At 53.7% G+C, this 26,686-nt stretch carries 32 protein-coding genes; 24 read left to right on the plus strand and 8 right to left on the minus strand.

Annotated elements, in window-relative coordinates:
- Positions 1-59 precede the first annotated feature (59 nt).
- The 5 genes from ppiA to C7434_RS20440 all read left to right on the plus strand — a co-directional run bounded on the left by ppiA (position 60) and on the right by C7434_RS20440 (position 3,516).
- On the plus strand, positions 60-632 hold the full coding sequence (gene ppiA / locus C7434_RS20420) for a peptidylprolyl isomerase A (protein ID WP_033741562.1): 573 nt from the start codon (positions 60-62) through the stop codon (positions 630-632).
- Positions 633-710: 78 nt separating this feature from the next.
- Positions 711-881 (plus strand): YhfG family protein, encoded by a 171-nt coding sequence (locus tag C7434_RS20425; protein WP_006120991.1) that lies wholly within the window; start codon positions 711-713, stop codon positions 879-881.
- A complete protein-coding gene (locus C7434_RS20430; protein WP_006120990.1) occupies positions 871-1,470 on the plus strand; it encodes a putative adenosine monophosphate-protein transferase Fic in 600 nt (199 codons plus the stop codon). Before C7434_RS20425 ends, C7434_RS20430 begins: the two co-directional genes overlap by 11 nt.
- Positions 1,471-1,631: 161 nt before the next feature.
- Positions 1,632-2,207 carry an aminodeoxychorismate synthase component II gene (locus C7434_RS20435; protein ID WP_006122311.1) on the plus strand — a complete coding sequence of 192 codons (576 nt, stop codon included), beginning with the start codon at positions 1,632-1,634 and terminating at the stop codon, positions 2,205-2,207.
- An 88-nt stretch (positions 2,208-2,295) separates the two neighbouring features.
- Positions 2,296-3,516 carry an aspartate aminotransferase family protein gene (locus C7434_RS20440; RefSeq protein WP_033741559.1) on the plus strand — a complete coding sequence of 407 codons (1,221 nt, stop codon included), beginning with the start codon at positions 2,296-2,298 and terminating at the stop codon, positions 3,514-3,516.
- Position 3,517: 1 nt separating this feature from the next.
- Here the strand turns inward: C7434_RS20440 and C7434_RS20445 are convergent, their stop codons facing one another.
- Positions 3,518-5,593, minus strand: a complete 2,076-nt coding sequence (locus C7434_RS20445) for a YccS/YhfK family putative transporter (protein WP_033741557.1) — start codon at positions 5,591-5,593, stop codon at positions 3,518-3,520.
- 58 nt (positions 5,594-5,651) lie between these two features.
- Positions 5,652-6,284, minus strand: a complete 633-nt coding sequence (gene crp / locus C7434_RS20450) for a cAMP-activated global transcriptional regulator CRP (protein ID WP_000242758.1) — start codon at positions 6,282-6,284, stop codon at positions 5,652-5,654.
- A 302-nt stretch (positions 6,285-6,586) separates the two neighbouring features.
- On the opposite strand from crp, the gene C7434_RS20455 reads away from it, so the two are divergent.
- The gene (locus C7434_RS20455) at positions 6,587-6,991 is read left to right on the plus strand and encodes an OsmC family protein (protein WP_033741554.1); all 405 of its coding nucleotides are present in this window, start codon (positions 6,587-6,589) and stop codon (positions 6,989-6,991) included.
- Between the two features lie 29 nt (positions 6,992-7,020).
- On the opposite strand, the gene C7434_RS20460 is transcribed toward C7434_RS20455, so the two are convergent.
- The 3 genes from C7434_RS20460 to C7434_RS20470 form a co-directional block, all read right to left on the minus strand.
- Positions 7,021-7,890: a phosphoribulokinase gene (locus C7434_RS20460; protein ID WP_033741552.1), complete on the minus strand. Its 870-nt coding sequence runs from the start codon at positions 7,888-7,890 to the stop codon at positions 7,021-7,023.
- A gap of 61 nt (positions 7,891-7,951) precedes the next feature.
- On the minus strand, positions 7,952-8,170 hold the full coding sequence (locus C7434_RS20465; RefSeq protein WP_033741550.1) for a YheU family protein: 219 nt from the start codon (positions 8,168-8,170) through the stop codon (positions 7,952-7,954).
- A 4-nt stretch (positions 8,171-8,174) separates the two neighbouring features.
- A complete protein-coding gene (locus tag C7434_RS20470; RefSeq protein ID WP_006120557.1) occupies positions 8,175-9,191 on the minus strand; it encodes a hydrolase in 1,017 nt (338 codons plus the stop codon).
- Between the two features lie 52 nt (positions 9,192-9,243).
- Here C7434_RS20470 and C7434_RS20475 point away from each other — a divergent pair, with 52 nt between their 5' ends.
- On the plus strand, positions 9,244-9,846 hold the full coding sequence (locus tag C7434_RS20475) for a LysE family translocator (protein WP_033741549.1): 603 nt from the start codon (positions 9,244-9,246) through the stop codon (positions 9,844-9,846).
- A 2-nt stretch (positions 9,847-9,848) separates the two neighbouring features.
- Here C7434_RS20475 and C7434_RS20480 read toward each other — a convergent pair whose 3' ends face one another.
- Entirely contained in the window at positions 9,849-10,829 is a 981-nt protein-coding gene (locus C7434_RS20480) for a LacI family DNA-binding transcriptional regulator (RefSeq protein WP_006120559.1), read from the minus strand.
- 235 nt (positions 10,830-11,064) lie between these two features.
- Here C7434_RS20480 and tauA point away from each other — a divergent pair, with 235 nt between their 5' ends.
- Genes tauA through tauD form a run of 4 tightly spaced genes read left to right on the plus strand, consistent with a single transcriptional unit; the run spans position 11,065 to position 14,483 of the window.
- Positions 11,065-12,042 (plus strand): taurine ABC transporter substrate-binding protein, encoded by a 978-nt coding sequence (gene tauA / locus C7434_RS20485; RefSeq protein WP_033741547.1) that lies wholly within the window; start codon positions 11,065-11,067, stop codon positions 12,040-12,042.
- Positions 12,043-12,052: 10 nt separating this feature from the next.
- Positions 12,053-12,820 (plus strand): taurine ABC transporter ATP-binding subunit, encoded by a 768-nt coding sequence (gene tauB / locus C7434_RS20490; RefSeq protein ID WP_033741545.1) that lies wholly within the window; start codon positions 12,053-12,055, stop codon positions 12,818-12,820.
- Complete coding sequence (tauC, locus tag C7434_RS20495; protein ID WP_006120562.1) at positions 12,817-13,647, plus strand: taurine ABC transporter permease TauC; 831 nt, start codon at positions 12,817-12,819, stop codon at positions 13,645-13,647. Before tauB ends, tauC begins: the two co-directional genes overlap by 4 nt.
- Entirely contained in the window at positions 13,644-14,483 is an 840-nt protein-coding gene (gene tauD, locus C7434_RS20500) for a taurine dioxygenase (protein ID WP_033741543.1), read from the plus strand. The genes tauC and tauD overlap by 4 nt, the downstream gene beginning before the upstream one ends.
- A gap of 53 nt (positions 14,484-14,536) precedes the next feature.
- On the opposite strand, the gene C7434_RS20505 is transcribed toward tauD, so the two are convergent.
- Positions 14,537-16,441 (minus strand): ABC transporter ATP-binding protein, encoded by a 1,905-nt coding sequence (locus C7434_RS20505; RefSeq protein ID WP_033741542.1) that lies wholly within the window; start codon positions 16,439-16,441, stop codon positions 14,537-14,539.
- A 111-nt stretch (positions 16,442-16,552) separates the two neighbouring features.
- On the opposite strand from C7434_RS20505, the gene kefG reads away from it, so the two are divergent.
- From kefG to slyD, 4 genes are all read left to right on the plus strand, one after another.
- Positions 16,553-17,104 (plus strand): glutathione-regulated potassium-efflux system ancillary protein KefG, encoded by a 552-nt coding sequence (kefG, locus tag C7434_RS20510; protein ID WP_006120565.1) that lies wholly within the window; start codon positions 16,553-16,555, stop codon positions 17,102-17,104.
- Positions 17,105-18,910, plus strand: coding sequence for a glutathione-regulated potassium-efflux system protein KefB (gene kefB / locus C7434_RS20515; protein ID WP_006120566.1), 1,806 nt, complete (start codon positions 17,105-17,107; stop codon positions 18,908-18,910).
- Between the two features lie 23 nt (positions 18,911-18,933).
- On the plus strand, positions 18,934-19,128 hold the full coding sequence (locus tag C7434_RS20520) for a YheV family putative zinc ribbon protein (RefSeq protein WP_006120567.1): 195 nt from the start codon (positions 18,934-18,936) through the stop codon (positions 19,126-19,128).
- Between the two features lie 196 nt (positions 19,129-19,324).
- Positions 19,325-19,873, plus strand: a complete 549-nt coding sequence (gene slyD, locus C7434_RS20525; RefSeq protein ID WP_006120568.1) for a peptidylprolyl isomerase — start codon at positions 19,325-19,327, stop codon at positions 19,871-19,873.
- A gap of 118 nt (positions 19,874-19,991) precedes the next feature.
- On the opposite strand, the gene C7434_RS20530 is transcribed toward slyD, so the two are convergent.
- The gene (locus C7434_RS20530; protein ID WP_006120569.1) at positions 19,992-20,210 is read right to left on the minus strand and encodes a protein SlyX; all 219 of its coding nucleotides are present in this window, start codon (positions 20,208-20,210) and stop codon (positions 19,992-19,994) included.
- Between the two features lie 269 nt (positions 20,211-20,479).
- Here C7434_RS20530 and fkpA point away from each other — a divergent pair, with 269 nt between their 5' ends.
- From fkpA to C7434_RS20575, 9 genes are all read left to right on the plus strand, one after another.
- Entirely contained in the window at positions 20,480-21,316 is an 837-nt protein-coding gene (fkpA, locus tag C7434_RS20535; protein WP_006120570.1) for an FKBP-type peptidyl-prolyl cis-trans isomerase, read from the plus strand.
- 158 nt (positions 21,317-21,474) lie between these two features.
- Positions 21,475-22,197: a transcriptional regulator gene (locus C7434_RS20540; RefSeq protein WP_054632986.1), complete on the plus strand. Its 723-nt coding sequence runs from the start codon at positions 21,475-21,477 to the stop codon at positions 22,195-22,197.
- Entirely contained in the window at positions 22,197-22,583 is a 387-nt protein-coding gene (gene tusD / locus C7434_RS20545; protein WP_006120572.1) for a sulfurtransferase complex subunit TusD, read from the plus strand. The genes C7434_RS20540 and tusD overlap by 1 nt, the downstream gene beginning before the upstream one ends.
- Positions 22,583-22,942 (plus strand): sulfurtransferase complex subunit TusC, encoded by a 360-nt coding sequence (gene tusC, locus C7434_RS20550; RefSeq protein WP_110268744.1) that lies wholly within the window; start codon positions 22,583-22,585, stop codon positions 22,940-22,942. The genes tusD and tusC overlap by 1 nt, the downstream gene beginning before the upstream one ends.
- A gap of 9 nt (positions 22,943-22,951) precedes the next feature.
- The gene (gene tusB / locus C7434_RS20555) at positions 22,952-23,239 is read left to right on the plus strand and encodes a sulfurtransferase complex subunit TusB (protein ID WP_033741532.1); all 288 of its coding nucleotides are present in this window, start codon (positions 22,952-22,954) and stop codon (positions 23,237-23,239) included.
- 128 nt (positions 23,240-23,367) lie between these two features.
- Positions 23,368-23,742, plus strand: coding sequence for a 30S ribosomal protein S12 (gene rpsL, locus C7434_RS20560; RefSeq protein WP_006120575.1), 375 nt, complete (start codon positions 23,368-23,370; stop codon positions 23,740-23,742).
- 96 nt (positions 23,743-23,838) lie between these two features.
- Positions 23,839-24,309: a 30S ribosomal protein S7 gene (gene rpsG, locus C7434_RS20565; protein ID WP_006120576.1), complete on the plus strand. Its 471-nt coding sequence runs from the start codon at positions 23,839-23,841 to the stop codon at positions 24,307-24,309.
- A 93-nt stretch (positions 24,310-24,402) separates the two neighbouring features.
- The gene (fusA, locus tag C7434_RS20570; protein WP_006120577.1) at positions 24,403-26,517 is read left to right on the plus strand and encodes an elongation factor G; all 2,115 of its coding nucleotides are present in this window, start codon (positions 24,403-24,405) and stop codon (positions 26,515-26,517) included.
- A 68-nt stretch (positions 26,518-26,585) separates the two neighbouring features.
- Positions 26,586-26,686, plus strand: a 101-nt coding sequence (locus tag C7434_RS20575; RefSeq protein WP_233255802.1) for a GTP-binding protein, incomplete at its 3' end; no start/stop codon positions are given.

Raw genomic sequence — 26,686 nt, forward strand, 5'->3', positions numbered from 1 at the left:
ACATGCTCTTTACAATCAATATCGTTTTTGAGCTAGCTCTCCAAAGTAAGGAATTACTCATGTTTAAACGTACTTTGACAGCGGCAGTTGCCCTGTTAGCGCTCTCTTCTGTTTCTGCCTCAGCTTTAGCGGCCAAAGGTGATACGCATGTCCTGCTGACCACTTCTGCCGGTAACATCGAACTCGAACTGAATAATCAAAAAGCACCGATCTCCGTTAAAAACTTCGTTGATTACGTTAACAGTGGTTTTTACAACAACACGATTTTTCACCGCGTTATCCCGGGTTTTATGATTCAGGGCGGTGGCTTTACCAATGAAATGCAGCAAAAACAAACCAATGCGCCGATCAAAAATGAAGCGGATAATGGTCTGCGCAACCTGCGCGGCACCATCTCCATGGCGCGCACCTCCGACAAAGACAGCGCCACCAGCCAGTTCTTTCTGAACGTCGCTGACAACGCCTTTCTGGATCATGGTCAGCGCGATTTTGGCTACGCCGTCTTTGGTAAGATCGTGAAGGGCCAGGACGTCGTGGACAAAATCTCTCAGGTGCCAACCAAAGATGTCGGGCCTTACCAGAATGTTCCCGTCAAGCCGGTGGTCATTTTGTCGGCAAAAGTCCTGCCCTGATTGTCTTGATTGCCATCCCGTTTCCGGCAAAGGGAAAATTTGCTCTTATACTTAGGGCAAACCTGAGCAGGAGGCGGTATGGCAAATACACTTACAGACAAACAGAAGGCAGCGCTCTGGCGACAGCGGCGGAATGCCAGCTATCGGGCAAGCTGTCGGCTTGAAGGCTTTACCCTGACGGAACCGGAGGTTAAGGGTGAAGAGGCGGAAGCCCGTCTGGCCTCATTAAGGAGGCAATATGGCTGCTAATACTGCCGTCACGCAGGATCCCTACCTGTGGCAAAACGACACGGTCCTCAAAAACCGTCTCGATATTCATGATGAGGCACAGTTACGTAAAGCAGAACTGAGCTTTAGCGCCGCCCGGCTTGCCACACTTGAACTGGGCCCACCCAAAATCGGCCTGCCTTACCTGTGTCACATTCACCGTACGCTGTTTCAGGATGTCTACAGTTGGGCTGGCGAACTCCGCACGCTGGACATCTGGCGCGACGAAACCCCTTTTTGTCACTTCGAATATATCGAAAAAGAGGGTAATGCACTCATGGCCGCGCTAGAAGAAGAGAACGGCCTGGCCGATCTGCCTTTAGCTGAGTTTGCGAAACGCGTCGCCTGGTATTATTGCGAAATCAATATGCTTCATCCTTTTCGCGAAGGTAATGGCCGGGCGCAGCGTATTTTCTTTGAGCAACTGGCCCTGCATGCAGGTTACCTGCTGGAATGGGAAAAACTGAATCCGGAAGAGTGGGTCAGCGCCAGTCAGGCCGGTGCGGCAGGGGATTTACAACCGTTGGAAGACGTCTTTGCCAGCATCGTCAGCGAAGCGCATCCTGTCTGAACCCCGTTCCCGCCAGGGAGGCGAGCGCGTCTCCCTGCGCATGGTAGTCTGTTTTCCTCACATCACACTCACGTCACACCGCATGATAAGATACGGCTCTGGTCCTCATTCCGGATGCCGGGCCTTGTACATATCCTTCTGATCTGCCTGAAATCATAACCATGCTGCTGCTTATTGATAATTACGATTCTTTCACCTGGAACCTGTACCAGTATTTTTGCCAACTGGGCGCGAACGTTCAGGTGGTAAGAAATGATGCCATCACTCTGGATGAAATGACGGCGTTGCCGTTAACCCACCTGGTGATTTCACCCGGCCCCTGTACGCCCGATCAGAGCGGGATCTCATTACAGGCCATTCGCCACTTCGCCGGTCGCCTGCCGGTGCTGGGCGTTTGTCTGGGGCATCAGGCCATCGCCCAGGTGTTTGGTGCGCAGGTCGTGCGTGCGCGCGAAGTCATGCACGGTAAGACGTCTGCTGTTCAGCATAACGGCTGTGGTGTATTTCGCGGTCTGAATCAACCGCTGACCGTAACGCGTTATCACTCGCTGATTGTGAAAGCCGATACGCTGCCTGATGAATTTGACGTCACCGCATGGAGTTTACGTGACGGTCAGCCCGACGAAATTATGGGCATCCGTCATAAAACGCTGGCACTGGAAGGCGTGCAGTTTCATCCTGAAAGTATCCTCAGCGAACAGGGACATCAACTGCTCGCTAATTTCCTGCAACAGTAAAGTTGTGTTTGCCTTTAAGTGATTTTTTATGCATATTTCATGATTATTATTTCATCATGAATCAACTCATCAGTTTGCGAGGTTGTCAATGGCAGCGGAAAACATTGCGGTAACACGGGAAACGTTCGATCAGGTTATTTTGCCTGTTTATGCACCTGCGCAGTTTGTACCGGTAAAAGGCAAAGGAAGCCGGGTGTGGGATCAGCAGGGTAAAGAGTATATCGACTTCTCGGGTGGGATTGCCGTTACCGCGCTGGGCCATTGTCACCCGGCGCTGATTGAAACCCTGAAGAAACAGGGCGAAACCCTGTGGCACACCAGCAATGTGTTCACCAATGAACCGGCTTTGCGCCTGGCCAGCAAACTGATTAACGCCACCTTCGCGGACAGAGTGTTTTTTGCCAACTCCGGCGCAGAAGCCAACGAGGCCGCGTTTAAGCTGGCGCGTTATTATGCCTGTAAACGTCATAGCCCGTTTAAAAGCAAAATTATTGCCTTCCATAATGCCTTTCATGGCCGGACGCTGTTTACGGTCACGGTAGGCGGCCAGCCAAAATATTCCGACGGTTTTGGCCCGAAACCCGCTGACATTGTGCATGTGCCATTCAACGATTTGGCGGCAGTGAAAGCCGTTATCGACGACCACACCTGTGCGATTGTCGTTGAGCCCATTCAGGGTGAAGGTGGCGTCATGCCGGCCACGCCAGAATTTATGCAGGGGCTGCGTGAGCTCTGCGATAAACATCAGGCGTTGCTGGTGCTGGATGAAGTTCAGAGCGGTATGGGGCGCAGCGGTAAGCTGTTTGCTTATGAGCACTACGGCGTCACGCCAGACATTCTGACTTCGGCGAAAGCGCTGGGCGGTGGTTTTCCTGTCAGCGCGATGCTGACCACTGAGGAGGTGGCGTCAACGATGGCTCCTGGCGTGCATGGCACCACCTATGGTGGCAATCCGCTGGCCTGTGCGATTGCTGAAACCGCGCTGGATCTGATCAATACGCCAGACGTGCTGAACGGCGTGGAATCCCGTCGCCAGCAATTTGTCGAGGCACTCAAGGCGATTGATGCCCGTTACGATCTGTTTAGCGATATTCGCGGCAAAGGCTTACTGGTAGGCGCGGCCCTGAAGCCGCAACATGCCGGAAAATCACGCGATATCCTCAATGCCGCCGCGGCTGAAGGCGTTATGGTGCTGGTGGCTGGTACGGATGTGATGCGTTTTGCCCCTTCACTGATTATTGAACCCGCCGATATTGAAGAAGGCATGGCGCGCTTTGCCAAAGCGGTCGGGAAAGTCCTGGCTGCCTGAGTTATTTTCGACCCAGACTGCGAATCAGCCAGCGACCATGATGCGGTCGCTGGTTCCACGCCAGCGATGAGATCGTGTGCATCACCTTAAGATGATCCAGAATGCGCCTGATGTGCTGCTCCAGTACTGTGACCGGTCCCTCGTTGATGTCTTCAATCCCCTGTAACAGATCGGTTTGCGAACTTTCGCCGTCATATTCAAGCCGCTGCTGGCAACGCTGCAGCGCAATTTCACACCATTGCAGATAGTGCTCCGCCAGCGTAGGCGGCAGCATGGTATGTTCGCGTGCCAGAATCGTCATGGCGTTGATGTGCTCAACGATAAACTGGCTGTGCGTGACCCATAAACGCATATCCTGTAAATAGCGTGCGTTAAACCCCGGCTCCTGCATCGCCTGATTTAGTGAGTTAAAGACTGCATTGTGGGCCTGATTAACGTTAACGCGCTGATAGGCGAGTACCTCGGGAGACTGTTCCGGACCAAGCAACATGCGTAACGCGTCCTGGAAAGCCTCAAGCACATCATGTGCGTTCTGTCGTAGCAGGGCACTTTGCCATTGCGGCCAAAGCCATAACGTTCCGCCAAACGCAATCAGGCAGCCCATCAGGGTATCCAGCAGGCGCGGCAGTAAGAATTGTGCGCCGTTAAGTGACAGAAGTTGCAGGGTATATACCGCGGTGACCGTGAACCCCACCATCGACCAGCCGTAAAACTGGCGGGTAAAGCGATAGCTGATAAAGGTAATCACCAGCATGATGCTCAACACCAGCGGTTCAGGGACATCCAGCCGCAGCGAGGCTGCCGCAATCACCAGCCCGGCAAAGGTGCCCAGCGCACGGTGCTGAATACGCACCCGTGTGGCGCTGTAGTTACTCTGGCTGACAAACATAATGGTCATCAGAATCCAGTAGGGTTTGGGAATCGAAAAGAACAGCGCCAGCCCGCTACCCAGCATCAGCATCACAGAAAAACGTCCGGCCGTGCGCAGGGCAGAAGAGCGCAGCGAGAGATAGCTTCTGAGTGCGGGCAGAAGCGGTAAACGGCGCTGGCGATCCGCCATCAAATCACGCTGATAAAGGGGCTTTTGTGTACGCAGTACCCGTGCGATGCGGCTGAAGTGATAAAGGCAAAAATTTCCTACCGGATTGTCCGGGTGCTGACGGGCGATTTTTTCCAGTGCCCCCAGCTGCTTGTCCATATCAAAGCGACTGGACAGTTGGTGGTACAGGATGTTGTCTGCCAGCTCACGTAAACGGGCGGAAATGGTTTTCGCATTCCAGCGAATCACGGCCTCAGCATGGCTTTGTTCTACCAGTTTTTGCACTTCTTCTGGCTGATGCAGGCTGACAGAAATGTGTTCCTGTAAATCCAGTGCGACCTGAAAAGCGCGGGTCAGTCGCTTATGACTGTGATCGCGGCTGGCGGACAGCATATGCATCTGCTGATAACAGGTGTTGATGAGGTCGATTGCTTTTTGTTGCCGCGCCAGCAACGGTGGTAGCGCCTTCTCCGGATCGGTAAGTTGCGTCAACAAGGTGTACTTGGCGTCACAATAGTTCGCCAGTTCGCGGTAAATCAGACTCAGGCTTTCACGCATTGGCTGCTCTTTCCACAGCCAAAACCAGAACCAGTTAAACAGGCCATACCACAGCGTACCGCCGATGTAGAGCAGGGGCGGTACGTAAATGGGCATGCGGCCAATCAGGCTGGTGGTAAATATCGCTGCGATCAGTGTGGCAGGGAGTAACCGTGCGTGCAGTGGGCTGATTTCACCTGTCACGCCCAGCAGCAAAGGCAGGGCGAAAAGAATAAGCGGTAAGGGCACGTCTTTAAACAGAAGCCACTGCATCAGTAAGCTACCCAGGGCAAACAGGCTGCCGCCGACAATCAGGCGTTTAAAGAAGCGTTTGTGGGGTGTATCCAGACCGGCAATATTGCAGCAGGCAGGCACCAATGAGAACAGCAATCCTTTTTGCAGATCGCCAAACAGCCAGCCGAGCGCGACGGGGAGACACAACACCAGTGTCTGGCGCAGGGCATAGTTAACTTCAGGGTGATAAATTATTCTTCGCCACATCGGCTCAACGCAAATAATTCACGGCATAACGTTGCCATTATGCCGTGAAGAATAAAGCTTAGCGCGTGCCGTAAACAACAATTGTTTTGCCGTGTGCGGAGATCAGATTCTGGTCTTCCAGCATCTTCAAAATACGTCCCACGGTTTCACGTGAACATCCCACGATTTGGCCAATTTCCTGACGCGTAATTTTAATTTGCATGCCGTCAGGATGCGTCATGGCGTCCGGCTGTTTCGCCAGGTTGAGCAACGTCTGCGCAATGCGACCGGTGACATCAAGGAACGCGAGGTTGCCCACTTTTTCCGATGTGACCTGCAGACGGCGCGCCATTTGCGAGGAGAGGCGCATGAGGATGTCCGGATTCACCTGAATCAGCTGACGGAATTTTTTGTAGGAAATCTCTGCCACTTCGCACGCGGTTTTCGCACGTACCCAGGCGCTGCGCTCCTGACCTTCTTCGAACAGGCCAAGCTCACCAATAAAGTCGCCCTGATTCAGATAGGACAGAATCATCTCCTTGCCTTCTTCATCCTTAATCAGTACCGCAACGGAACCTTTAACGATGTAGTAAAGCGTTTCCGCCTTTTCACCTTGATGAATGAGCGTACTTTTGGATGGATACTTGTGAATATGGCAATGGGACAGGAACCATTCAAGTGTAGGGTCTGTTTGCGGTTTGCCGAGAACCATTCGCTATTATCCTCTGTTGTAATCGTGCCCAAAATACAGGGCTCTGTTTCCCTGCCAGGCGATGTAAGCGTTAAGCGTCTTTCCATTCAGGAAATTATTCGGGCTGCATTCGGCGCAGTGCGCATCATTCTTCCCGGCTTCGTCTTCGGATGACGAAAAATATTTTCAGCTCTGTTTGTAGCACAGCTTACGTCGACTGTCTTGTGTTGTCTCGCTTCAGCAAGATGGCGTTTTCTCTGGATTGCTGTTTCCCAGGCAAAAGCGTACGCTGAGCCAAAACAGGGTATTCTGAGGTCAAAATTATGCAGGCACGCGTCAAATGGGTTGAAGGGTTAACATTCCTGGGGGAATCATCGTCCGGCCATCAGGTACTGATGGATGGCAATTCTGGCGACAAAGCGCCGAGCCCCATGGAGATGGTGCTGATGGCGGCAGGGGGATGCAGCGCCATTGACGTTGTGTCAATTTTGCAAAAAGGCCGCAACGATGTGGTTGATTGCGAAGTGAAACTATCGTCTGAACGTCGGGAAGAAGCCCCCCGCATCTTTACCCATATCAATCTGCATTTTATCGTCAGCGGCAACGCACTTTCGGATAAAGCCGTGGCACGCGCTGTCGATCTGTCAGCGGAAAAATATTGCTCTGTCGCCATCATGTTAGGCAAAGGCGTCAACATTACCCACAGCTACGAAGTGATCGCGCTGTAATCTCACAGAGGCCAGGCTGGCCTCTGTGGTTATTCAATCCGTTTCCCTTCCATGAGCCGTTTTACTAACGGCGCCATAATTAACTCCATCGCCAGTCCCATTTTGCCGCCGGGTACCACCAACGTGTTGATATTGGAAATAAACGATCCCTGCAGCATGGCCAGCAGATAGGGAAAATCAATGTCTTCCAGCCCCTGAAAGTGGATAACCACAAAGCTTTCATCCAGCGAAGGGATGGTGCGCGCGGCAAAGGGATTAGAGGTATCCACCGTGGGGACGCGCTGAAAGTTAATATGGGTTCGTGAAAACTGCGGCGTAATGAAATTGATGTAATCTTCCATGGAACGCACTACCGAATCCATCACCGCTTCGCGTGAATGGCCACGCTCGCTGGTATCGCGCACCAGTTTCTGAATCCACTCCAGGTTGACGATGGGCACGACGCCGACCAGCAAATCGACTTTTTCCGCCACATTGTGTTGTGCAGTCACCACGCCGCCGTGCAAGCCTTCATAAAACAGCACATCCGTATCCGGTGGTAACGGTTGCCAGGGCGTGAAGGTGCCGGGAACCTGATTCCAGGGAACGGCTTCATCATAGGTGTGCAGATACTTACGCGACTGGCCCTTACCGTGTTCGCCGTATTCGATGAACGTTTGCTCCAGCAGGCCAAAATCATTCGCCTCCGGGCCAAAGTAGCTGATATGTCGCCCCAGATCGCGCGCTTTTCGGATAGCCATGTCCATTTCGGGTCGGGTAAAGCGGTGAAAACTGTCCCCTTCCAGTTCGGCAGCGTGCAAACCGAGTTGCTGAAAAATTTTACGGAACGCCAGGCTGGTGGTGGTGGTTCCCGCACCGCTGGAGCCCGTTACCGCGATAATCGGATGGCGTGCAGACATAGTTGAAGTCTCTGTGACGTCGGGCGATGAGCATTGTTAGCACGATTTTCCGTTCGTTGCATCAGCCACGAAACTCGCTTTTGCGCATGATGTTGACCGACTCGTGCAGTTCCGACCATACCAGAACGACCTCGCCTTGCTCCAGCTGACGACGCACATCGGCGACTTTTTCCGTCAGGCTGAGCTCCTGCTCGCCGTAATCCGTGCCTTCACGCAAAACAAACGCTTCGATAAGATTTTCAAGGGTTTCGGGGGAAACCTGTTCCCAGGGAATAATCACAGAATCAGTTATCCAGATAAGAGGAAATCCACTGTGGCACGCGCTGCTCCAGCCACAACCGAGGCTGACGCAGGGTGCCACTGACGAAACCAACATGCCCACCCTGCTGTGTCAGCTGATAGGTAATAGTGGCAGATAATTGCGCAGGCTGCGGGATCACCTCATCGCTCATGAACGGGTCATCTTTTGCATGGATGATGAGCAGCGGTTTTGTCACGAACTTAAGTCGCGGCATAGCGCTGGCGCGACGGTAATAATCCGTGGCGTCGGCAAAACCATGCGCCCGGGCCGTGATCGCGTCGTCAAAGTCCCGCAGACGGCGCAGGGCGTTAAGCTGAATGAGGTTCACCGGCAACGTGTCGGGCCAGGCCCGCAGTTTACGCTGGGCATTCTTTTTTAACTGGCTTAACAGGTAACGCTGATAAACCTGTGAAAAGCCGCGCTCAAGTCGGGCGCTGCAGGGTTCCAGCATCAGGGGCGCAGACACAATCACGCCCGCGTCAATCAGGGCTTCATCACCTTGCTGGCCTAACAGGCAACCGAGCATATTCCCGCCCAGCGAGAAGCCGACAGCAGTTGTGGGCACCCGGCCCCAGCGCGTCGTCAGCCAGTGCAGGAAAAAACGCGCATCCTCGGTTTCACCGGAGTGGTATATCCGGTTCAGACGGTTCGGCTCACCGCTGCAGCCGCGAAAATGCATTACTACCGCCAGCCAGCCACGCTGTTTGCACTGCAGCATCAGGCCATGAATATAGGGACTGTGGAAACTTCCCTCCAGGCCATGAAACAGCACCACGCGCGGTTTATGCCGGGCAAACTGAGGATCTTCACTCCAGGCCAAATCAACAAAGTCACCGTCAGGTAAATCCAGCCGCTGCCAGTGTGGCGTTAACCTTTTCGTCCGCCGTATCAACCGCGGCAGAATGGTTTGCAGGTGCGGGTTGCCCAGACCGGGCAGGGGAATGAACGCCGCGTCGTCAGGGCCCGAAAATTTCATGTTGTAAAGGCTTGTCTGTTCCATATCACACTGTTAGCTTCGATAAGTTTTCACTAAGGGAGGAGAACCCGGGTTAATGGAACTCAGTCTGTTTTTATCATTATTAGGCTTTCTTTGGGTCGCGGCGATTACACCCGGACCTAATAATATGTTACTCACCGCCTCGGGGGCCAATTTTGGTTTTTTGCGCACCCTCCCGTTGATGATCGGCATTATGATCGGCATGCAGCTAATGCTGCTGCTGGTAGCGTTTGGCGTGGGTGGATTGATACTGCTTTATCCCTCCCTGCATCTCATCCTGAAAATTGCCGGTAGCCTTTACCTGCTGTGGCTGGCCTGGAAGATTGCCACCGCAGCCTATGAGAAGCTGGAAACCGATGCGGCGCCTGTCGCACCTATGCCGTTCTGGCAGGGAGGCTTATTACAACTGATTAACCCCAAAGCCTGGCTCATGGCGCTGGGTGCCGTCGCCAGTTTTAGTCTGGCCGGTGCGGGCTATCGCCATTCTGTCCTGTTAATCAGTCTTGGCATGGTTATGGTCAATCTGGTTGCAGGCGTTATCTGGATGGGCTTTGGTGCGATGATCGGCCGTATTTTACGTAGTCCCCGCGCCTGGAAACGCTTTAACCTGAGCATGGGGCTGTTAACGGCGGCCTGCGTATTGCTGATCTGGCACTGAGCTTAGCTGGATGCGCGCTCCAGGCGCGTCCAGGGCAACACTTCGCGAACAACCGGCGCGTGCGGCTGGCGAATTTTTTTCAGCAACAGCTGCACGCTGCGCGCGCCCAGTTGATACATGGGCTGTTCGATGGTGGTTAACGGTGGATTCAGGCTGCTGGTAAAGGGAATGCCGTCAAACCCCACGACGGCAAGGTCTTCCGGGACACGCAGGCCCGCCTCCAGCGCTGCATGCACCACGCCAACCGCCAGCACATCAGACACGGCAAATACCGCATCCGGCGGCTCCGCTAAACGCAACAATTCCTGCAATGCCCGACTGCCTTCTTCGCAGGTAATGCCTTCGGTATAGACGACATTCGTCCAGTCTGACCCCGATTGCGCAACGCCCTCTCGATAGCCTTGTTCGCGATATTGAGAATAGAGATAACGCATATCGCCATTCACCAGTGCAATGCGCTTACGGCCCCGGCCGGCCAGATAATGAACGGTATCACGTGCGGCGTCCAGATGATCGATAGAGACGGACGAGGCCGCAATCTCGGGATCAAACTCACAACACTGAATCCAGGGCGCATCACCGATAATATCGATCAGGCTTTGCAGCCCGGCGGCGGCATCCATCGTAATCACGCCGTCCACCACCTTGCCGGTCAGTAAGGTCAGGTAGGCCGACTCACGTTTAAACTGTGAGGCCGAATTGCACAGCAGAATATGGTAGCCGTGCATTTCTGCTTCAGCTTCGATGCCCTGAACAACTCGGGAGCAAAAAGGGTTCGTGATATCGGAGATCAGGACCAGCAGCATATGACTCTGCGAGGTTCGCAACTGACGCGCCAGCAGGTTTGGCTGATAGCCGCTTGTGGCAATGGCATCCAGCACTTTCTGTCGCGTATCTGCTTTTACCCCAGGATGCGCGTTAAGCACGCGGGATACCGTGGCTTTAGACACGCCAGCTAACAGGGCAACTTTGTCGATCGACATCGAACTCGCAAGCCTCACCGGGGAGCAAATAATAGCGCATATCAATAGCACAACCAGGATGTGAGCGCCTGACAAATTTATGGCTTTTTGTCTGAAATTTAATTTGCGTATAACGGCAATCTATTGCAGATGATGATCTAAGAATTTCTTTCTATTAGGGATAACTTTTAATTCCTTTATGAAATTACTTCTGCCAGCAACACTGCCCACATCATAAAAATGATGGGGAAAAATCATGCAAAAAGGGCGACTCACGATTCTGGCGGCGGTCCTGTCAGTGCTGGCGTTTCAGGCCAACGCGGTCAACGTAACGGTGGCTTATCAGACCTCCGCTGAACCCGCTAAGGTGGCGCAGGCGGATAATACGTTTGCCAAAGAGAGCGGTGCGACGGTCGAATGGCGCAAATTCGATAGCGGGTCAGGCGTGCTTCGTGCGCTGGCATCAGGCGATGTCCAGATTGGCAATATTGGTTCCAGCCCACTGGCCGTTGCGGCAACGCAGCAGCTTCCCATCGAAGCCTTTTTACTGGCTTCTCAGTTAGGCAATTCTGAAGCGCTGGTCGTGAAGAAAACAATCACCCGTCCCCAGGACCTGATCGGCAAGCGGATCGCCGTGCCCTTTATTTCGACCACCCATTACAGCTTGTTAGCGGCATTAAAACACTGGGGGATTAAGCCGTCTCAGGTTCAACTGGTCAATCTGCAACCGCCTGCGATTGTGGCGGCCTGGCAACGCGGGGACATTGACGGTGCTTACGTTTGGGCACCTGCGGTGAATGAACTGGAGAAAGATGGCACCGTTTTAACGGATTCGTCGCAGGTCGGGCGCTGGGGCGCACCGACACTTGATGTCTGGGTGGTACGCAAAGACTTCGCGCAGCAGCATCCGGATATCGTGACCGCCTTTGCCCGTAGCGCTATTGAGGCGCAGAAAGCCTACCTGGACCATCCCGAACAGTGGCTTAAACAGCCTGATAACCTCAGTAAACTTTCGCGCTTAAGCGGCGTGCCCGAGCAACAAATTCCTGGACTGGTTAAGGGCAACACCTATCTGACCGCCGCCCAGCAGGTGGCGCAACTGCAGCAGCCGGTGAACAAAGCCATCGTGGACACGGCGCAATTCCTGAAAGAACAGGGCAAGGTGCCGCAGGCCGGTAATGATTACAGCGCCTTTGTCACGAGTCGTTTTGTTGCGCCCCTGGTCAAGCCCTGAGGACATCGTCATGTTGCGAATAGCCCATCTGAACGCGAGCTATGGCGGACAGCCGGTATTACAGGACATCTCACTGCGCGTGGAGGATAACGCGCTGGTCGTTGTGCTGGGACCGTCAGGCTGTGGCAAAACCACGTTGCTGAATCTGATCGCCGGGTTTTTACCGGTCGAGTCCGGCAGTATTTCTCTGGACGGCAAGGCAATTCAGGGGCCAGGCGCCGATCGCGGCGTGGTGTTTCAGCATGAAGGCCTGCTGCCCTGGCGGAATGTGCTGGATAACGTCGCTTTCGGATTACAGATTGCCGGTATGGCGCGCCAGCCGCGTGAAGCCCTTGCACGGCAGATGATAAAAAATGTCGGGCTGGAAGGCGCTGAAAAGCGGCATATCTGGCAGTTATCTGGCGGACAGCGTCAACGCGTTGGCATCGCCCGCGCGCTGGCTGCCGATCCCCGCCTGTTACTGCTCGATGAACCGTTTGGCGCACTTGATGCGTTTACCCGTGAACAAATGCAGACCTTGCTGTTAAGGCTGTGGCAGGACAGCGGTAAACAGATCCTGCTGATTACGCACGACATTGAAGAAGCCATTTTTCTGGCGAGCGAGCTGGTGCTGCTCTCTCCGGGGCCCGGTCGGGTACAGGAAACGCTGACGCTGAATTTTGGCCAGCGTTTCGTGGACGGCGAACCCTGCCGCAGCATCAAGTCTGATCCCGATTTCATCGCCCAACGGGAATATGTGCTGAACCGGGTATTTGCACAACGGGAGGCATTTGCATGAGTGCGATCATTAACGATGTGCCGACCCGCGCCCGGCGTCGTCGCCTGCGCTGGCCTTTCTCCCTGACGGCCACGCTGAGCACAGTGAGCCTGCTTGTGCTGTTGTTCATCTGGTGGAGCGTGACCACACTGGGGCTCATTGCGCCGCTGTTTCTGCCGTCGCCGCAGCAGGTGCTGAGTAAGTTACTGAGCGTTGCCGGTCCGCAGGGGTTTATGGACGCGACGTTGTGGCAGCACCTGTCAGCCAGCCTGACGCGCATGCTGATTGCGCTCAGCGCGGCGGCATTAACAGGCATTCCGGTGGGCATTGCGATGGGCGTCAGCCCGGTTTTACGTGCCCTGATCGATCCCCTGATTGAGCTCTATCGGCCCGTGCCGCCGCTGGCGTATTTACCGTTGATGGTCATTTGGTTCGGTATTGGTGAAACATCGAAAATACTGCTGATCACGCTGGCGATTTTTGCCCCGATAGTGCTGTCGACTGTGGCCGGTGTTCGCAACGCACAGCAGGTTCGTCTGCGCGCCGCGGCATCGTTGGGGGCGAATCGCTGGCAACGGCTGCGCTGGGTCATCCTGCCGGGTGCCTTGCCAGAGATACTGACCGGCTTACGCATTGGATTAGGTGTGGGCTGGTCAACGCTGGTGGCCGCCGAGCTCATTGCTGCCACGCGTGGGCTGGGCTTTATGGTGCAGTCGGCAGGGGAATTTCTGGCAACGGATGTGGTGCTGGCAGGGATCGCGGTGATTGCCATTGTGGCATGTAGTTTAGAACTGGGTCTGCGTGCGCTACAGCGCCGTCTGACGCCCTGGAACGGAGAGCAAAAATGAACGAAAAGTTAGCGATTACGCCTCTGGGCCCCTTTATCGGCGCGCAGGTCGGCAACCTTGATGTCTCGCGTCCACTCAGTGACGCGCAGTTTGAGCAGCTCTATCACGCCTTGCTGCGTCATCAGGTACTGTTTTTACGTGATCAGGTGATCACGCCCGAGCAGCATCGTGCGCTGGCCATTCGCTTTGGCGATCTTCATATCCATCCGGTTTATCCGCATGCGCCGGGCGTGGAAGAGATCATTGTCCTGGATACGCATCAGGATAATCCTCCGGATAATGATAACTGGCACACCGATGTGACGTTCATTCAGACGCCTCCGGCTGTGGCGCTGCTGGCGTCCAAAGTCTTGCCGGAGGCGGGTGGGGATACGTTATGGACCAGCGGTATTGCGGCGTATGAGGCGCTGTCTGCTCCCTTCAAAACCTTGCTGTCTGAACTCTATGCGGAGCACGATTTTACAAAGTCGTTTCCGGAATATAAACACCGTAAGACAGAAGAGGAACACCAGCGCTGGCGGCAGGCTGCGGCGAAAAACCCACCTGTGCAGCATCCTGTTATCCGGACGCATCCGGTTAGTGGGAAAAAAGCGTTGTTCGTCAATGAGGGTTTTACAACCCGAATTCTGACGCTGAGTCAGAAAGAGAGCGATGCATTACTGGGCTTTTTGTTTGCGCATAGCACGAAACCGGAGTTTCAGGTGCGCTGGCGCTGGCAGCCTAATGACCTGGCGATTTGGGACAATCGCGTCACTCAGCACTACGCCAATGCCGATTACTATCCGGCCCGAAGAGTGATGCAGCGCGCCACGGTATTAGGCGATAAGCCTTACTGAACCGTACCGCGAGTACACCGGTACGGTTGTGACGAAAGGTGATGCCGCCTCTGTCAGGAGGCGAGCATCGCTTCCAGTTTTTCCTGCGCGTCCAGCCAGGCCATTTCCACCTCTTCCAGCGCCGATTTACTCTCAGCCTGTTTTTGCAGGGCAGCCGTTAAATCAGCCTTGCGGCTGTGTTCGTACAGCGCGCTGTCTGCCAGCAGGTGTTCAGCGTCGGCCAGTTGGGCTTGCCACTTCGCCATCTGTTTTTCTAACTTCTCGATTTCTTTGCGCAAGGGCTGGGTCTGCGTTCGCAGCTCGGCTTCACGACGCTTTTGATCCTTACGGGCCTGAGCACTGTTACCATTGTTCTGTTTAGGCGCGGCCTCATTTTGCGTTTGCTGTTTTTGCAGGTCGCTCAGCCACTGCTGATAATCTTCCAGATCGCCCGGGAACACATCAACGCTGCCATCATGCACCAGATAGAGGTCATCGGTGGTGGCACGTAACAGATGGCGATCGTGCGATACGACAACCAGTGCGCCTTCAAAATCAATCAACGCCTCAGTCAATGCCTGACGCATGTCCAAATCGAGGTGGTTGGTGGGTTCATCCAGTAACAGCAGGTTGGGGCGCTGCCAGACAATCAGCGCCAGCACCAGCCGCGCTTTTTCGCCGCCAGAGAAGCGTTCGGTTACCTCTGTGACTTTATCGCCCTGGAAGCCAAAGCCGCCCAGATAATCCCGTAACTGCTGCTCGAGCACTTTCGGCGCAAGCCGTGAAAGATGTTGTAAAGGCGACTCATCGGCGCGCAGGAACTCCAGCTGATGCTGAGCGAAGTAACCCAGCTTGATCCCTTTCGCCAGGCCAATTTCGCCCGCTTTGGCGGCGAGTTCGCCCGCCAGCAGCTTAATCAGCGTTGACTTGCCGGCACCGTTGCGACCCAGCAGGCCAATGCGCGATCCCGGCACCAGGTTAAGTTTAATGGCGTTCAGAATAATGCGATCGCCATAGCCCGCGGTGACTTTATCCATTTTCAGCAGCGGATTCGGCAGGCTTTCGGGCGCGCGGAAGCTGAAGCTAAACGGGTTATCCACATGGGCTGGCGCAATCAGCTCCATCCGTTCCAGCATCTTAATACGGCTTTGCGCCTGTTTGGCTTTGGTGGCCTGTGCACGGAAACGATCAATATATTTTTGCAGGTGCGCCACTTTTTCCTGCTGACTCTGGTATAACGCCTGCTGCTGGGCCAGTTTCGCGCCGCGCTGGCGTTCGAAGGAACTGTAGTTACCGGTGTACTCGGTCATCGTCTGCTGTTCGATGTGGATAATTTTGTCCACCACCGGATCGAGAAAATCGCGATCGTGCGAGATCAGAATCAGCGTGCCCTCATAGCTTTTTAGCCAGCGTTCCAGCCAGATCACGGCGTCCAGATCGAGGTGGTTCGTCGGTTCATCGAGTAACAACAGGTCCGATCGACACAGCAGTGCCTGGGCCAGGTTAAGACGCATGCGCCAGCCCCCCGAAAAATCACTGACCGGGCGCTGAAGCTGTTCCTGACTGAATCCGAGCCCGTGCAGCAGGCTTGAGGCGCGCGACTGAATCGTCCAGGCCTGAATGGTATCGAGCTTACCGTGAATCAGGGCGATGGCATTTCCGTCATTTCTGATGTTGGCCTCTGCCAGTTCTGCTTCAAGATGGCGGTATTCACGGTCGCCATCGATGACATAGTCAAGGGCGGCCTGGCTGAGGGCAGGCGTTTCCTGATTCACCCAGGCAAGCGACCAGTTACCGGGAAAGGTAAACGATCCCGCATCGCTGGTGATCTCACCTTTCAGCAACGACAGCAGGGTGGATTTTCCACAGCCGTTTTTACCCACCAGCCCGACTTTTTGGCCGGGATTGATGGTGGCGGTAGCGTTGTCGAGCAGGACGCGAACACCGCGGCGAATTTGTAGGGCAGAAAAGACAATCATAAGCGCCGTATCGTCAGAATATGTTAATTTACGTGCAACATAATTGGGTTTTTGTTGCGTTGTGCATGGTAGCGGAAATCCGCACCAATGACGACGCTTTGGAGGGAAAGGATGTCGCAGCCACCTAAGATTTTGCTGCTTTTTGCTCATCCGGAAGCGCAGGATTCCATCGCAAATCGTATTTTGCTGGACGCGGCCAGGCCCCTTGAGCATGTTACCGTTCATGACCTCTATGCCGCCTATCCGGATTTTTTTATCGATATCCACCATGAGCAACAGCTACTGCGTGAGCATGATGTGATTATTTTTCAACATCCTCTCTATACCTACAGCTGCCCGGCGTTACTTAAAGAGTGGTTAGATCGCGTGTTGTCCCGGGGTTTTGCCAACGGCATAGACGGAAACGCATTAGAAGGAAAGTACTGGCGCAGTATCGTCACAACCGGCGAACCTGAAACGGCCTTTCAGCAGCACGGACTGAACCGCTATTCCATGAATGACATTTTGCGACCTTTTGAGCTGACCGCACAGATGTGCCGTATGCACTGGATGTCGCCGATGATTATTTACTGGGCGCGCCGTCAGCAACCTGATTTACTCAAAAAATATGCCCGTGCCTATAGCGACTGGCTGGCAGCACCGCTGCCGAATGGAGGGTTATAAATGGAAGGACAAACGCTGCTGACCGCAGGAGTCATCTATCTCTTTGCGGCGGTGCTGATTGTACCGGTAGCGGCTCGCCTGGGGATTGGCGCAGTATTGGGGTACTTACTGGCCGGTATTGCCATTGGTCCGTGGGGACTGGGATTTATTAGTGACGTCGACGAGATTCTGCACTTTTCTGAACTGGGCGTTGTCTTTCTGATGTTTATCATCGGGTTGGAACTGAACCCGGCAAAGTTGTGGGCGCTGCGCCGTTCTATCTTTGGTATCGGTGCCGCGCAGGTGATTTTCTCCGCCGCCATTCTTGGCGCATTGCTGTGGCTGACAAACTTTGACTGGCGCGCGGCGGTAATCGGCGGGATCGGTCTGGCCATGTCATCAACGGCGATGGCCTTGCAGCTGATGCGGGACAAGGGCATGAACCGCAGCGAAGCGGGCCAGCTAGGGTTTTCGGTGCTGCTGTTTCAGGATCTGGCTGTTATTCCGGCGTTGGCACTGATTCCGCTTCTGGCCGGGAATGACAGCGGCAGCGTCGACTGGATGAAAGTGGGCATGAAGGTCCTGGCGTTTGCCGGCATGCTCGTCGGGGGCCGCTATTTACTGCGCCCCATTTTTCGCTACATCGCGGCCTCAGGCGTGCGTGAAGTATTTACCGCCGCCTCGCTGCTGCTGGTATTGGGCTCCGCGTTGTTTATGGATGCGCTGGGGTTATCCATGGCGTTAGGCACCTTTATCGCCGGGATTCTGCTGGCGGAAAGTGAATACCGTCATGAGCTGGAAGTGGCGATCGAGCCGTTCAAAGGCTTACTGCTGGGGCTGTTTTTTATCTCGGTGGGCATGGCGCTGAACCTCGGGGTGCTTTATACCCACATTATCGCCATTTTACTGGGCGTACTGACGCTGGTGTCGGTCAAGTTACTGGTGCTGTATGTGCTGGCTCGAATCTATGGCTTACGCAGCTCTGAACGTCAGCAGTTTGCCGGCGTGTTGAGTCAGGGCGGCGAGTTTGCTTTTGTACTGTTCTCGGCGGCCTCGTCAGCCAGACTGTTCTCGGGCGACCAACTGCCGCTGCTGCTGGTTACCGTGACGCTGTCCATGATGACCACGCCGCTGCTTATGCAGGCAATTGATCGGCTGTTGGCGCGTCGCTTTAATGAAAGCGATGAAGACACTGAAAAACCCTTCGTTGAGGACGATCAGCCGCAGGTCATTGTGGTGGGCTTCGGACGTTTTGGTCAGGTAGTGGGCCGTTTGCTGATGGCAAACAATAAGCGCATCACCGTACTGGAGCGTGATATTAGTGCGGTCAACCTGATGCGCAAGTACGGCTACAAGGTTTACTATGGTGATGCAACGGAGCTGGAACTGCTGCGAGCGGCGGGTGCGGCTGATGCGCAGTCAATCGTCATTACCTGCAGCAATCCGGAAGATGCGATGACGATTGTGCATCTCTGCCAGCAACATTTTCCGCATTTGCAGATTATGGCGCGTGCCCGTGGTCGTGTGGAAGCCCACGAACTGCTGCAGGCGGGCGTGACGCAGTTCTCACGCGAAACTTTTTCCAGTGCGCTGGAACTGGGGCGTAAAACGCTTATGTCGCTGGGAATGCATCCTCATCAGGCTCATCGGGCACAGCAACACTTCCGCCGGCTGGATATGCGCATGTTGCGGGAGCTGATGCCTGTCCACTCTGATATGGCGCAGATTTCCCGTGTCCGCGAGGCGCGACGTGAACTGGAAGACATTTTTCAGCGTGAAATGCAGCATGAACGACGTCAGTTCCATGACTGGGATGACGATCAGTAATCAAAAGACACAGGTAGAACAGCATGCGTAAACGCTTTATTGCTGGTGCGGTATGTCCGCATTGTCAGGAAAAAGACACGCTGGCCATGTGGCGTGAAAACAATGTCGATGTCGTCGAGTGTGTGAAGTGCGGCCATCAAATGCGGGAAGCCGATAAACAGGCACGCGATCAGGTTCGCAGTAACGAGCAAGTGATCGGAATTTTCCATCCCGAGTAGCGAAATGGCCCAGCTTTTTTTAAGCTTAAGCACACAGCGGGATTGAATTCCGTTACAATTGACGCCATTAACGCTGAAGTCGCAAGAGAAAAAGAGTGCCTCTTGTACTCAGCCCCGAACCTTTCTGGTTGGTGTTATTGCACGCAAGAATAGACCAATGAGACGGGATCTTAGTTCTCAACGGTTAGGAGATATCATGAAAGTAGCAAAAGACCTGGTGGTAAGCCTGGCCTATCAGGTACGTACAGAAGACGGTGTGTTGGTTGACGAGTCACCGGTGAGTGCACCGTTAGACTATCTGCACGGTCATGGTTCCCTGATTTCTGGTCTGGAAAATGCGCTGGAAAACCACGTCGCGGGCGATAAGTTTGACGTGCATATCCCGGCAAATGACGCGTACGGTCAGTACGATGACAACCTGGTACAGCGCGTACCAAAAGACGTCTTTATGGGCGTTGACGAATTACAGGTTGGCATGCGTTTCCTGGCGGAAACCGATCAGGGTCCGGTGCCGGTTGAAATCACCGAAGTGGAAGACGACCATGTTGTGGTTGACGGTAACCACATGCTGGCGGGTCAGAACCTGAACTTTAACGTTGAGGTGGTTGCGATTCGTGAAGCCACACCGGAAGAGCTGGCACACGGCCATGTTCACGGTGCAGATGGTCATCACCACGACCATGACCATGACCATGACCACGGTAAAGGTGGTTGCGGAACGGGCGGTTGTGGCTGCAGCCACTAAGTCCGACGCGGTAGTGCAGGGCCACCTTCGGGTGGCCTTACTTTTTGCGGCATTTTATTGTCAGCAGACCTCGGCAGAGCGGGCCTGCCGACAGTCAGCCTGGCCTGTCACGGATGGATCAGTAATGCGGCGGCGGGGTTTCTTCTGAAGCATCGGCAATCATCGACGGCGCGCTGGCTTTAAACTTCTCAAGTAACAGGCGCATATGTTCGCGCATCTTACTCATTTCAAGTTCATGCTGAACGACGGTATTGTTCAGTTGATCGATAGTGATCTCCTGAAAGGCCAGCTTACTTTCAAGCGCTTCAATACGTTGTTCCCACTCTGACTGTTGCATGATCTTTTCTCCTGTTAAGGGGTTACTCAGCGCATGATTCTAAAGGCTGGCGTTGCAGAATTGCCCTATTTATTCGCTTTTATTTGGTGTTTAGCTTGAAAAAGGGTCAGATGACATCATCTCTGGTGAAACTTCCTGATGCAAAAAAGGTCGGAAGTAGACCAGATAATTACGTTGTGGGAGTGTTCGTCACTGCCACGTAAAGTTATAGTGTGGGCCCTCAGTCCGCAATGATTCCCGAGGTGAGAGGCTTCGGTTTTGGAGAAAGGATGAAATCACTGTTTAAAGTCACATTGTTAGCTACCACCATGGCCGTCGCGCTGAATGCTCCGCTGGCAATGGCTGCAGAAACAGCAGCAGCTCCGGCCGCTGCCGATGCTCCACAGTCTGCTCCTCAGGCTCCAAAAAATGCCGCCTTCAAAAATGAAGATCAGCAATCTGCATACGCTTTGGGTGCGTCACTGGGCCGTTATATGGACAACTCCCTGAAAGAACAGGAGAAGTTGGGCATCAAGCTGGACAAGCAGCAACTGATTGCCGGTGTTCAGGACGCGTTTGGCGGCAAGAGTAAACTGTCTGACGAAGAAATCGAGCAAACCCTGCAGGCGTTCGAAGCCCGCGTGAAAGGCGCGGCGTCAGCCAAGATGGAAAAAGACGCAAAAGAAAATGCCGAGAAGGGTGAAGCTTACAGCGCTAAGTTTGCTAAAGAGAGCGGCGTGAAGAAGACCGAAAGTGGTCTGCTGTATAAGGTTGAGAAAGAAGGGACCGGTGAAGCACCAAAAGACAGCGATACAGTCGTTGTAAACTACAAAGGTACCCTGATCGACGGCACCGAGTTTGATAACTCTTACACGCGCGGTGAGCCCCTGTCTTTCCGTCTTGACGGCGTGATTCCAGGCTGGACTGAAGGCCTGAAGCACGTTAAGAAAGGCGGTAAGATCAAGCTGGTTATCCCACCAAACCTGGCGTACGGTAAAAACGGTGTTCCGGGCATCCCGGCTAACTCCACGCTGGTGTTTGACGTTGAGCTGCTTGATATCAAACCGGCACCAAAAGCGGATGAAAAAACGCAGGCACCTGCTGCTGACGCGAAGAAATCCCAGTAATCTGTCTGCCGCCACCTTCGGGTGGCGGTTTCTCTTTATGACAAACCTCTGGCATAACCCCGCGACATTTGCCAGACTATCGCCTGCATAACTATCCCAATATTGAGTCTGCCCGTAGCCGCTGTGACAGGCTCCAGCCATGTAGGGTGATGTCTTCAATGTCTAATCCATTCAATCCCGGTGAACTGAGCGACTTCGATCTTCTGGAGCAGCATCCGTTCGAGCAAACTGATTACGATATTTTAAAATCGTATGAGGCCGTTGTAGATGGTCTTGCCATGTTGATCGGCTCGCATTGTGAAATCGTCCTTCACTCACTGGAAGATTTAAACTGTTCGGCCGTGCGTATTGCTAACGGCGAGCATACAGGGCGTAAAGTGGGCTCGCCCATCACGGATTTAGCCTTGCGCATGCTGCATGATATGCAGGGTGCAGACAGCAACGTCTCCCGCGCTTATTTTACCCGCGCGAAAAGTGGTGTGCTGATGAAGTCCGTCACGATTGCGATTCGTAATCGCCAGCAGCGGGTGATTGGCTTGCTGTGTATCAACATGAACCTCGACGTTCCGTTTTCACAGATCATGTCGACGTTTCTGCCGCCAGAGATGCAGCAGGTCGATTCCAATGTGAACTTTGCCAGTTCGGTCGATGACCTGGTCATGCAGACGCTGGAATTTACGATTGAAGAAGTGAGCGCCGACCGTAACGTCTCGAATAATGCCAAGAACCGTCAGATCGTATTGAATCTGTATGAAAAAGGGATTTTCGATATCAAAGACGCCATCAATCAGGTCGCCGAGCGCTTAAATATTTCCAAACATACCGTGTACCTGTACATCCGCCAGTTTAAAAACGGTGACTTTCAGGGGCAGGATCGTTAATGCGCTATGCGCTTCTTGTCACCGGTCCGGCCTATGGTACGCAGCAGGCGACCAGCGCGCTGCTGTTTGCCAACGCGCTGCTGGCAGCGGGACACCAGCTGGAAAGCGTCTTTTTTTATCGGGAAGGGGTGCTGAACGCCAATCAGCTTAGCGCGCCCGCCAGTGACGAATTCGATCTTGTTCGTGCCTGGCAGTCGCTTCATCAGGCGCATGGGGTGGCGCTGAACATTTGCGTGGCGGCCGCACTCCGGCGCGGCGTAACGGATGCGCAGGAAGCCTCACGGCTTGCGCTGCCGGGCGCGAATCTTCAGCCCGGTTTTACCCTGGCCGGCTTAGGCGCGCTGGCGGAAGCGGCGCTGCGTTGCGAGCGGATGGTGCAGTTCTGATGAAGCGTGTCGCGTTTGTATTCACCCGAGCCCCACATGGCAGCAGTGCGGGACGTGAAGGGTTAGATGCGGTGCTGGCCACCGGCGCGTTGAGTGACGATATCGGCCTGTTTTTTATTGGAGATGGCGTTCTGCAGCTTAACAGTGAGCAACAGCCGGAAAATATTCACAGCCGGCATTATGCCGCTACCTTCGGCGTGCTGGCGCTGTATGATATCGACCAGTGTTATCTGTGCAGGGCGTCGCTGCAGTCGCGCGGTTTAGCGGAAAATGCGCCACGCATTCTGGATGCCGAAATTTTAGATGCGTCGGCCCTGCGGAAAAAACTCGCAGGCTATGACCGTATTTTGACTTTTTAAGAGCACCTAATGCTGCATACGTTATTTCACTCACCGACTTACAGCGACATCGAAAGCCTGACCCGACTGCTTATGCCGGAAGATGACCTGCTCTTGCTGCAGGATGGCGTACTGGCGGCGATTGAGGGCAGCAGGGCGCTGGAACAGCTTCGCGCCTCAGGGGCGAAGCTCTGGGCACTGGAAGATGACCTGAATGCCCGGGGGCTGAGCACGCAAATTTCCCCTGTTGTGCAGTCTGTGGACTATACTTTTTTCGTTGCGCTAACGGTAAAACATCAACAACAAATGGCCTGGTAATGCGTTGGCCCCCTGGTTATTTCTTGACACCTTTTTGACACAGCCCTAAAATTCTGCCTCCTCGTAATTCTACGAGGTGATTTATTACGTGTTTACGAAGCAAAAAGCTAAATCCCAGGAGCTATTTAATGGCAACAGTTAACCAGCTGGTTCGCAAACCACGCGTCCGCAAAGTTGCAAAGAGCAACGTGCCGGCGCTGGAAGCTTGCCCGCAGAAACGTGGCGTTTGTACCCGTGTGTACACCACCACTCCTAAAAAACCAAACTCAGCACTGCGTAAAGTTTGCCGTGTGCGTTTGACTAACGGTTTTGAAGTCACCTCCTACATCGGTGGTGAAGGTCACAACCTGCAGGAACACTCCGTGATCTTGATCCGTGGCGGTCGTGTTAAAGACCTGCCAGGTGTGCGTTACCACACCGTCCGTGGCGCGCTGGACTGCTCAGGTGTTAAAGACCGTAAGCAGTCACGCTCCAAGTACGGCGTGAAGAAGCCAAAGGCTTAATGGTTCTCCGTTAAGTAAGGCCAAACGTTTTAACTTAAATGTCAAACTAAACTCGTAGAGTTTTGGACAATCCTGAATTAACAACGGAGTATTTCCATGCCACGTCGTCGCGTCATTGGTCAGCGTAAAATTCTGCCGGATCCTAAGTTCGGATCAGAGCTGCTGGCTAAATTTGTAAATATCCTGATGGTAGATGGTAAAAAATCTACTGCTGAATCTATCGTCTATACCGCACTTGAGACCCTGGCTCAACGTGCTGGTAAAGATGGCCTGGAAGCTTTTGAGGTTGCTCTCGAAAACGTGCGTCCGACTGTCGAAGTTAAGTCACGTCGCGTTGGTGGTTCAACCTATCAGGTTCCAGTTGAAGTCCGTCCGGTTCGTCGTAATGCCCTGGCAATGCGTTGGATCGTAGAAGCTGCTCGTAAACGCGGTGATAAATCTATGGCTTTACGCCTGGCGAACGAACTTTCTGACGCTGCAGAAAACAAAGGTACTGCAGTTAAGAAACGTGAAGACGTTCACCGTATGGCTGAAGCCAACAAGGCGTTCGCTCACTACCGCTGGTAACAGCTGCGTAGTTGTTGTTAAACCAGCGGGCGCTCAAACAGCCAACCCGCTGGGGTCGACTAACTTTGAACGTCCTAAAAACCGAGGAATAAAATGGCTCGTACAACACCCATTGCGCGCTACCGTAATATCGGTATCAGCGCACACATCGACGCCGGTAAAACCACTACTACCGAGCGTATCCTGTTCTACACCGGTGTTAACCACAAAATCGGTGAAGTGCATGATGGCGCAGCGACCATGGACTGGATGGCACAGGAGCAGGAACGTGGTATTACCATCACGTCTGCTGCAACGACCGCGTTCTGGTCAGGTATGGCTAAGCAGTTTGAGCCACACCGCATCAACATCATCGACACCCCGGGACACGTTGACTTCACCATCGAAGTAGAACGTTCCATGCGTGTGCTCGATGGCGCAGTAATGGTTTACTGTGCTGTAGGTGGTGTTCAGCCACAGTCTGAGACCGTATGGCGTCAGGCTAATAAATATAAAGTTCCACGCATTGCGTTCGTTAACAAAATGGACCGCATGGGTGCAAACTTCCTGAAAGTAGTTGGTCAGATCGAATCTCGTCTGGGCGCGACTCCGGTTCCGCTGCAGATCGCTATCGGCGCTGAAGAAAACTTCACCGGCGTTGTTGACCTGATCAAAATGAAAGCCATCAACTGGAACGACCAGGATGCGGGCGTGACCTTCGATTACGAAGAGATCCCAGCTAACCTGCAAGAACTGGCTGAAGAATGGCGCGGCAAGCTGATCGAAGCTGCAGCAGAAGCCTCTGAAGAGCTGATGGAGAAATTCTTCAGCGGTGAAGAGCTGACTGAAGAAGAGATCAAAAAAGCGCTGCGTCAGCGCGTGCTGAAAAACGAAATCATCCTGGTGACCTGTGGTTCTGCATTTAAGAACAAAGGTGTTCAGGCAATGCTGGATGCGGTTGTTGAGTATCTGCCAGCCCCGACCGACGTACCGGCAATCAACGGTATGCTGGACGATGGTAAAGATACCCCAGCTGAGCGTCACGCAAGTGATGAAGAGCCGTTCTCTGCTCTGGCGTTTAAGATCGCAACTGACCCATTCGTGGGTAACCTGACGTTCTTCCGCGTTTACTCTGGTGTGGTTAACTCAGGCGATACCGTTCTGAACTCCGTGAAATCTGCACGTGAGCGTTTCGGTCGTATCGTTCAGATGCACGCTAACAAACGTGAAGAAATCAGCGAAGTTCGCGCAGGTGACATCGCCGCTGCGATCGGCCTGAAAGACGTTATCACTGGTGATACCCTGTGTGATCCAAACGCGCCAATCATTCTGGAGCGTATGGAATTCCCTGAGCCGGTAATTTCTATCGCCGTTGAGCCGAAAACCAAAGCTGACCAGGAAAAAATGGGTCTGGCTCTGGGTCGTCTGGCGAAAGAAGACCCGTCATTCCGCGTATGGACTGACGAAGAGTCTAACCAGACTATCATCGCTGGTATGGGTGAACTTCACCTCGATATCATCGTTGACCGTATGAAGCGTGAATTCAACGTTGAAGCGAACGTGGGTAAACCACAGGTTGCTTACCGTGAAGCTATCCGCTCTAAAGTTACCGGTATCGAAGGTAAACACGCCAAGCAGTCTGGTGGTCGTGGTCAGTACGGTCATGTTGTTATCGACATGTACCCGCTGGAGCCAGGTTCGAACCCGAAAGGTTACGAATTTGTCAACGATATCAAAGGTGGTGTAATTCCTGGCGAATTCATCCCAGCCGTTGATAAAGGTATCCAGGAGCAGTTGAAATCAGGCCCACTGGCAGGTTATCCGGTTGTGGATCTGGGTGTTCGTCTGCACTTCGGTTCTTACCATGACGTTGACTCCTCTGAACTGGCGTTTAAACTGGCCGCGTCTATTGCCTTTAAAGATGGCTTTAAGAAAGCGCAGCCTGTTCTGCTTGAGCCTATCATGAAGGTTGAAGTTGAAACCCCAGAAGAGAACACCGGTGACGTAATCGGTGACCTTAGCCGTCGTCGTGGTATGCTCAAAGGGCAGGAATCTAACGCTACTGGCGTTCAGATCCACGCTGAAGTTCCACTGTCTGAAATGTTCGGATATGCAACTCAGCTGCGCTCTCTGACCAAAGGTCGTGCTTCGTACTCCATGGAGTTCCTGAAGTATGACGACGCACCGAACAACGTTGCGCAGGCCGTTATTGAAGCTCGTAGCAAATAAGCTACGGTTTAAATTTGAACTGATGCCTTCATCCCGGGTGATGAAGGCATAACGTAAGGAATATCGCCATGGCGAAAGAGCAATTTCAACGTAACAAACTGCACGTAAACGTGGGCACCATCGGTCACGTTGACCACGGTAAAACCACCCTGACTGCAGCAATCACCAC

Origin of the sequence: Pantoea sp. PNA 14-12 (genome assembly GCF_004364735.1) — a bacterium.
Lineage (GTDB): Bacteria > Pseudomonadota > Gammaproteobacteria > Enterobacterales > Enterobacteriaceae > Pantoea > Pantoea stewartii.

What these genes read in the sequence shown, in the direction of transcription:
- ppiA (WP_033741562.1), top strand. Translation starts at nt 60, where the DNA reads ATGTTTAAACGTACTTTGACAGCGGCAGTTGCCCTGTTAGCGCTCTCT.
- C7434_RS20460 (WP_033741552.1), bottom strand. Translation starts at nt 7,890, where the DNA reads ATGTCTGCACGCCATCCGATTATCGCGGTAACGGGCTCCAGCGGTGCG.
- C7434_RS20435 (WP_006122311.1), top strand. Translation starts at nt 1,632, where the DNA reads ATGCTGCTGCTTATTGATAATTACGATTCTTTCACCTGGAACCTGTAC.
- C7434_RS20530 (WP_006120569.1), bottom strand. Translation starts at nt 20,210, where the DNA reads ATGCAACAGTCAGAGTGGGAACAACGTATTGAAGCGCTTGAAAGTAAG.
- tauB (WP_033741545.1), top strand. Translation starts at nt 12,053, where the DNA reads ATGTTGCGAATAGCCCATCTGAACGCGAGCTATGGCGGACAGCCGGTA.
- C7434_RS20470 (WP_006120557.1), bottom strand. Translation starts at nt 9,191, where the DNA reads ATGGAACAGACAAGCCTTTACAACATGAAATTTTCGGGCCCTGACGAC.
- tusB (WP_033741532.1), top strand. Translation starts at nt 22,952, where the DNA reads ATGCTGCATACGTTATTTCACTCACCGACTTACAGCGACATCGAAAGC.
- C7434_RS20520 (WP_006120567.1), top strand. Translation starts at nt 18,934, where the DNA reads ATGCGTAAACGCTTTATTGCTGGTGCGGTATGTCCGCATTGTCAGGAA.
- crp (WP_000242758.1), bottom strand. Translation starts at nt 6,284, where the DNA reads ATGGTTCTCGGCAAACCGCAAACAGACCCTACACTTGAATGGTTCCTG.
- slyD (WP_006120568.1), top strand. Translation starts at nt 19,325, where the DNA reads ATGAAAGTAGCAAAAGACCTGGTGGTAAGCCTGGCCTATCAGGTACGT.
- C7434_RS20445 (WP_033741557.1), bottom strand. Translation starts at nt 5,593, where the DNA reads ATGTGGCGAAGAATAATTTATCACCCTGAAGTTAACTATGCCCTGCGC.
- tauC (WP_006120562.1), top strand. Translation starts at nt 12,817, where the DNA reads ATGAGTGCGATCATTAACGATGTGCCGACCCGCGCCCGGCGTCGTCGC.
- C7434_RS20440 (WP_033741559.1), top strand. Translation starts at nt 2,296, where the DNA reads ATGGCAGCGGAAAACATTGCGGTAACACGGGAAACGTTCGATCAGGTT.
- C7434_RS20480 (WP_006120559.1), bottom strand. Translation starts at nt 10,829, where the DNA reads ATGTCGATCGACAAAGTTGCCCTGTTAGCTGGCGTGTCTAAAGCCACG.
- tauD (WP_033741543.1), top strand. Translation starts at nt 13,644, where the DNA reads ATGAACGAAAAGTTAGCGATTACGCCTCTGGGCCCCTTTATCGGCGCG.
- C7434_RS20505 (WP_033741542.1), bottom strand. Translation starts at nt 16,441, where the DNA reads ATGATTGTCTTTTCTGCCCTACAAATTCGCCGCGGTGTTCGCGTCCTG.
- C7434_RS20455 (WP_033741554.1), top strand. Translation starts at nt 6,587, where the DNA reads ATGCAGGCACGCGTCAAATGGGTTGAAGGGTTAACATTCCTGGGGGAA.
- tauA (WP_033741547.1), top strand. Translation starts at nt 11,065, where the DNA reads ATGCAAAAAGGGCGACTCACGATTCTGGCGGCGGTCCTGTCAGTGCTG.
- tusC (WP_110268744.1), top strand. Translation starts at nt 22,583, where the DNA reads ATGAAGCGTGTCGCGTTTGTATTCACCCGAGCCCCACATGGCAGCAGT.
- C7434_RS20475 (WP_033741549.1), top strand. Translation starts at nt 9,244, where the DNA reads ATGGAACTCAGTCTGTTTTTATCATTATTAGGCTTTCTTTGGGTCGCG.
- C7434_RS20430 (WP_006120990.1), top strand. Translation starts at nt 871, where the DNA reads ATGGCTGCTAATACTGCCGTCACGCAGGATCCCTACCTGTGGCAAAAC.
- C7434_RS20425 (WP_006120991.1), top strand. Translation starts at nt 711, where the DNA reads ATGGCAAATACACTTACAGACAAACAGAAGGCAGCGCTCTGGCGACAG.
- tusD (WP_006120572.1), top strand. Translation starts at nt 22,197, where the DNA reads ATGCGCTATGCGCTTCTTGTCACCGGTCCGGCCTATGGTACGCAGCAG.
- fusA (WP_006120577.1), top strand. Translation starts at nt 24,403, where the DNA reads ATGGCTCGTACAACACCCATTGCGCGCTACCGTAATATCGGTATCAGC.
- kefG (WP_006120565.1), top strand. Translation starts at nt 16,553, where the DNA reads ATGTCGCAGCCACCTAAGATTTTGCTGCTTTTTGCTCATCCGGAAGCG.
- kefB (WP_006120566.1), top strand. Translation starts at nt 17,105, where the DNA reads ATGGAAGGACAAACGCTGCTGACCGCAGGAGTCATCTATCTCTTTGCG.
- C7434_RS20540 (WP_054632986.1), top strand. Translation starts at nt 21,475, where the DNA reads ATGTCTAATCCATTCAATCCCGGTGAACTGAGCGACTTCGATCTTCTG.
- rpsL (WP_006120575.1), top strand. Translation starts at nt 23,368, where the DNA reads ATGGCAACAGTTAACCAGCTGGTTCGCAAACCACGCGTCCGCAAAGTT.
- fkpA (WP_006120570.1), top strand. Translation starts at nt 20,480, where the DNA reads ATGAAATCACTGTTTAAAGTCACATTGTTAGCTACCACCATGGCCGTC.
- rpsG (WP_006120576.1), top strand. Translation starts at nt 23,839, where the DNA reads ATGCCACGTCGTCGCGTCATTGGTCAGCGTAAAATTCTGCCGGATCCT.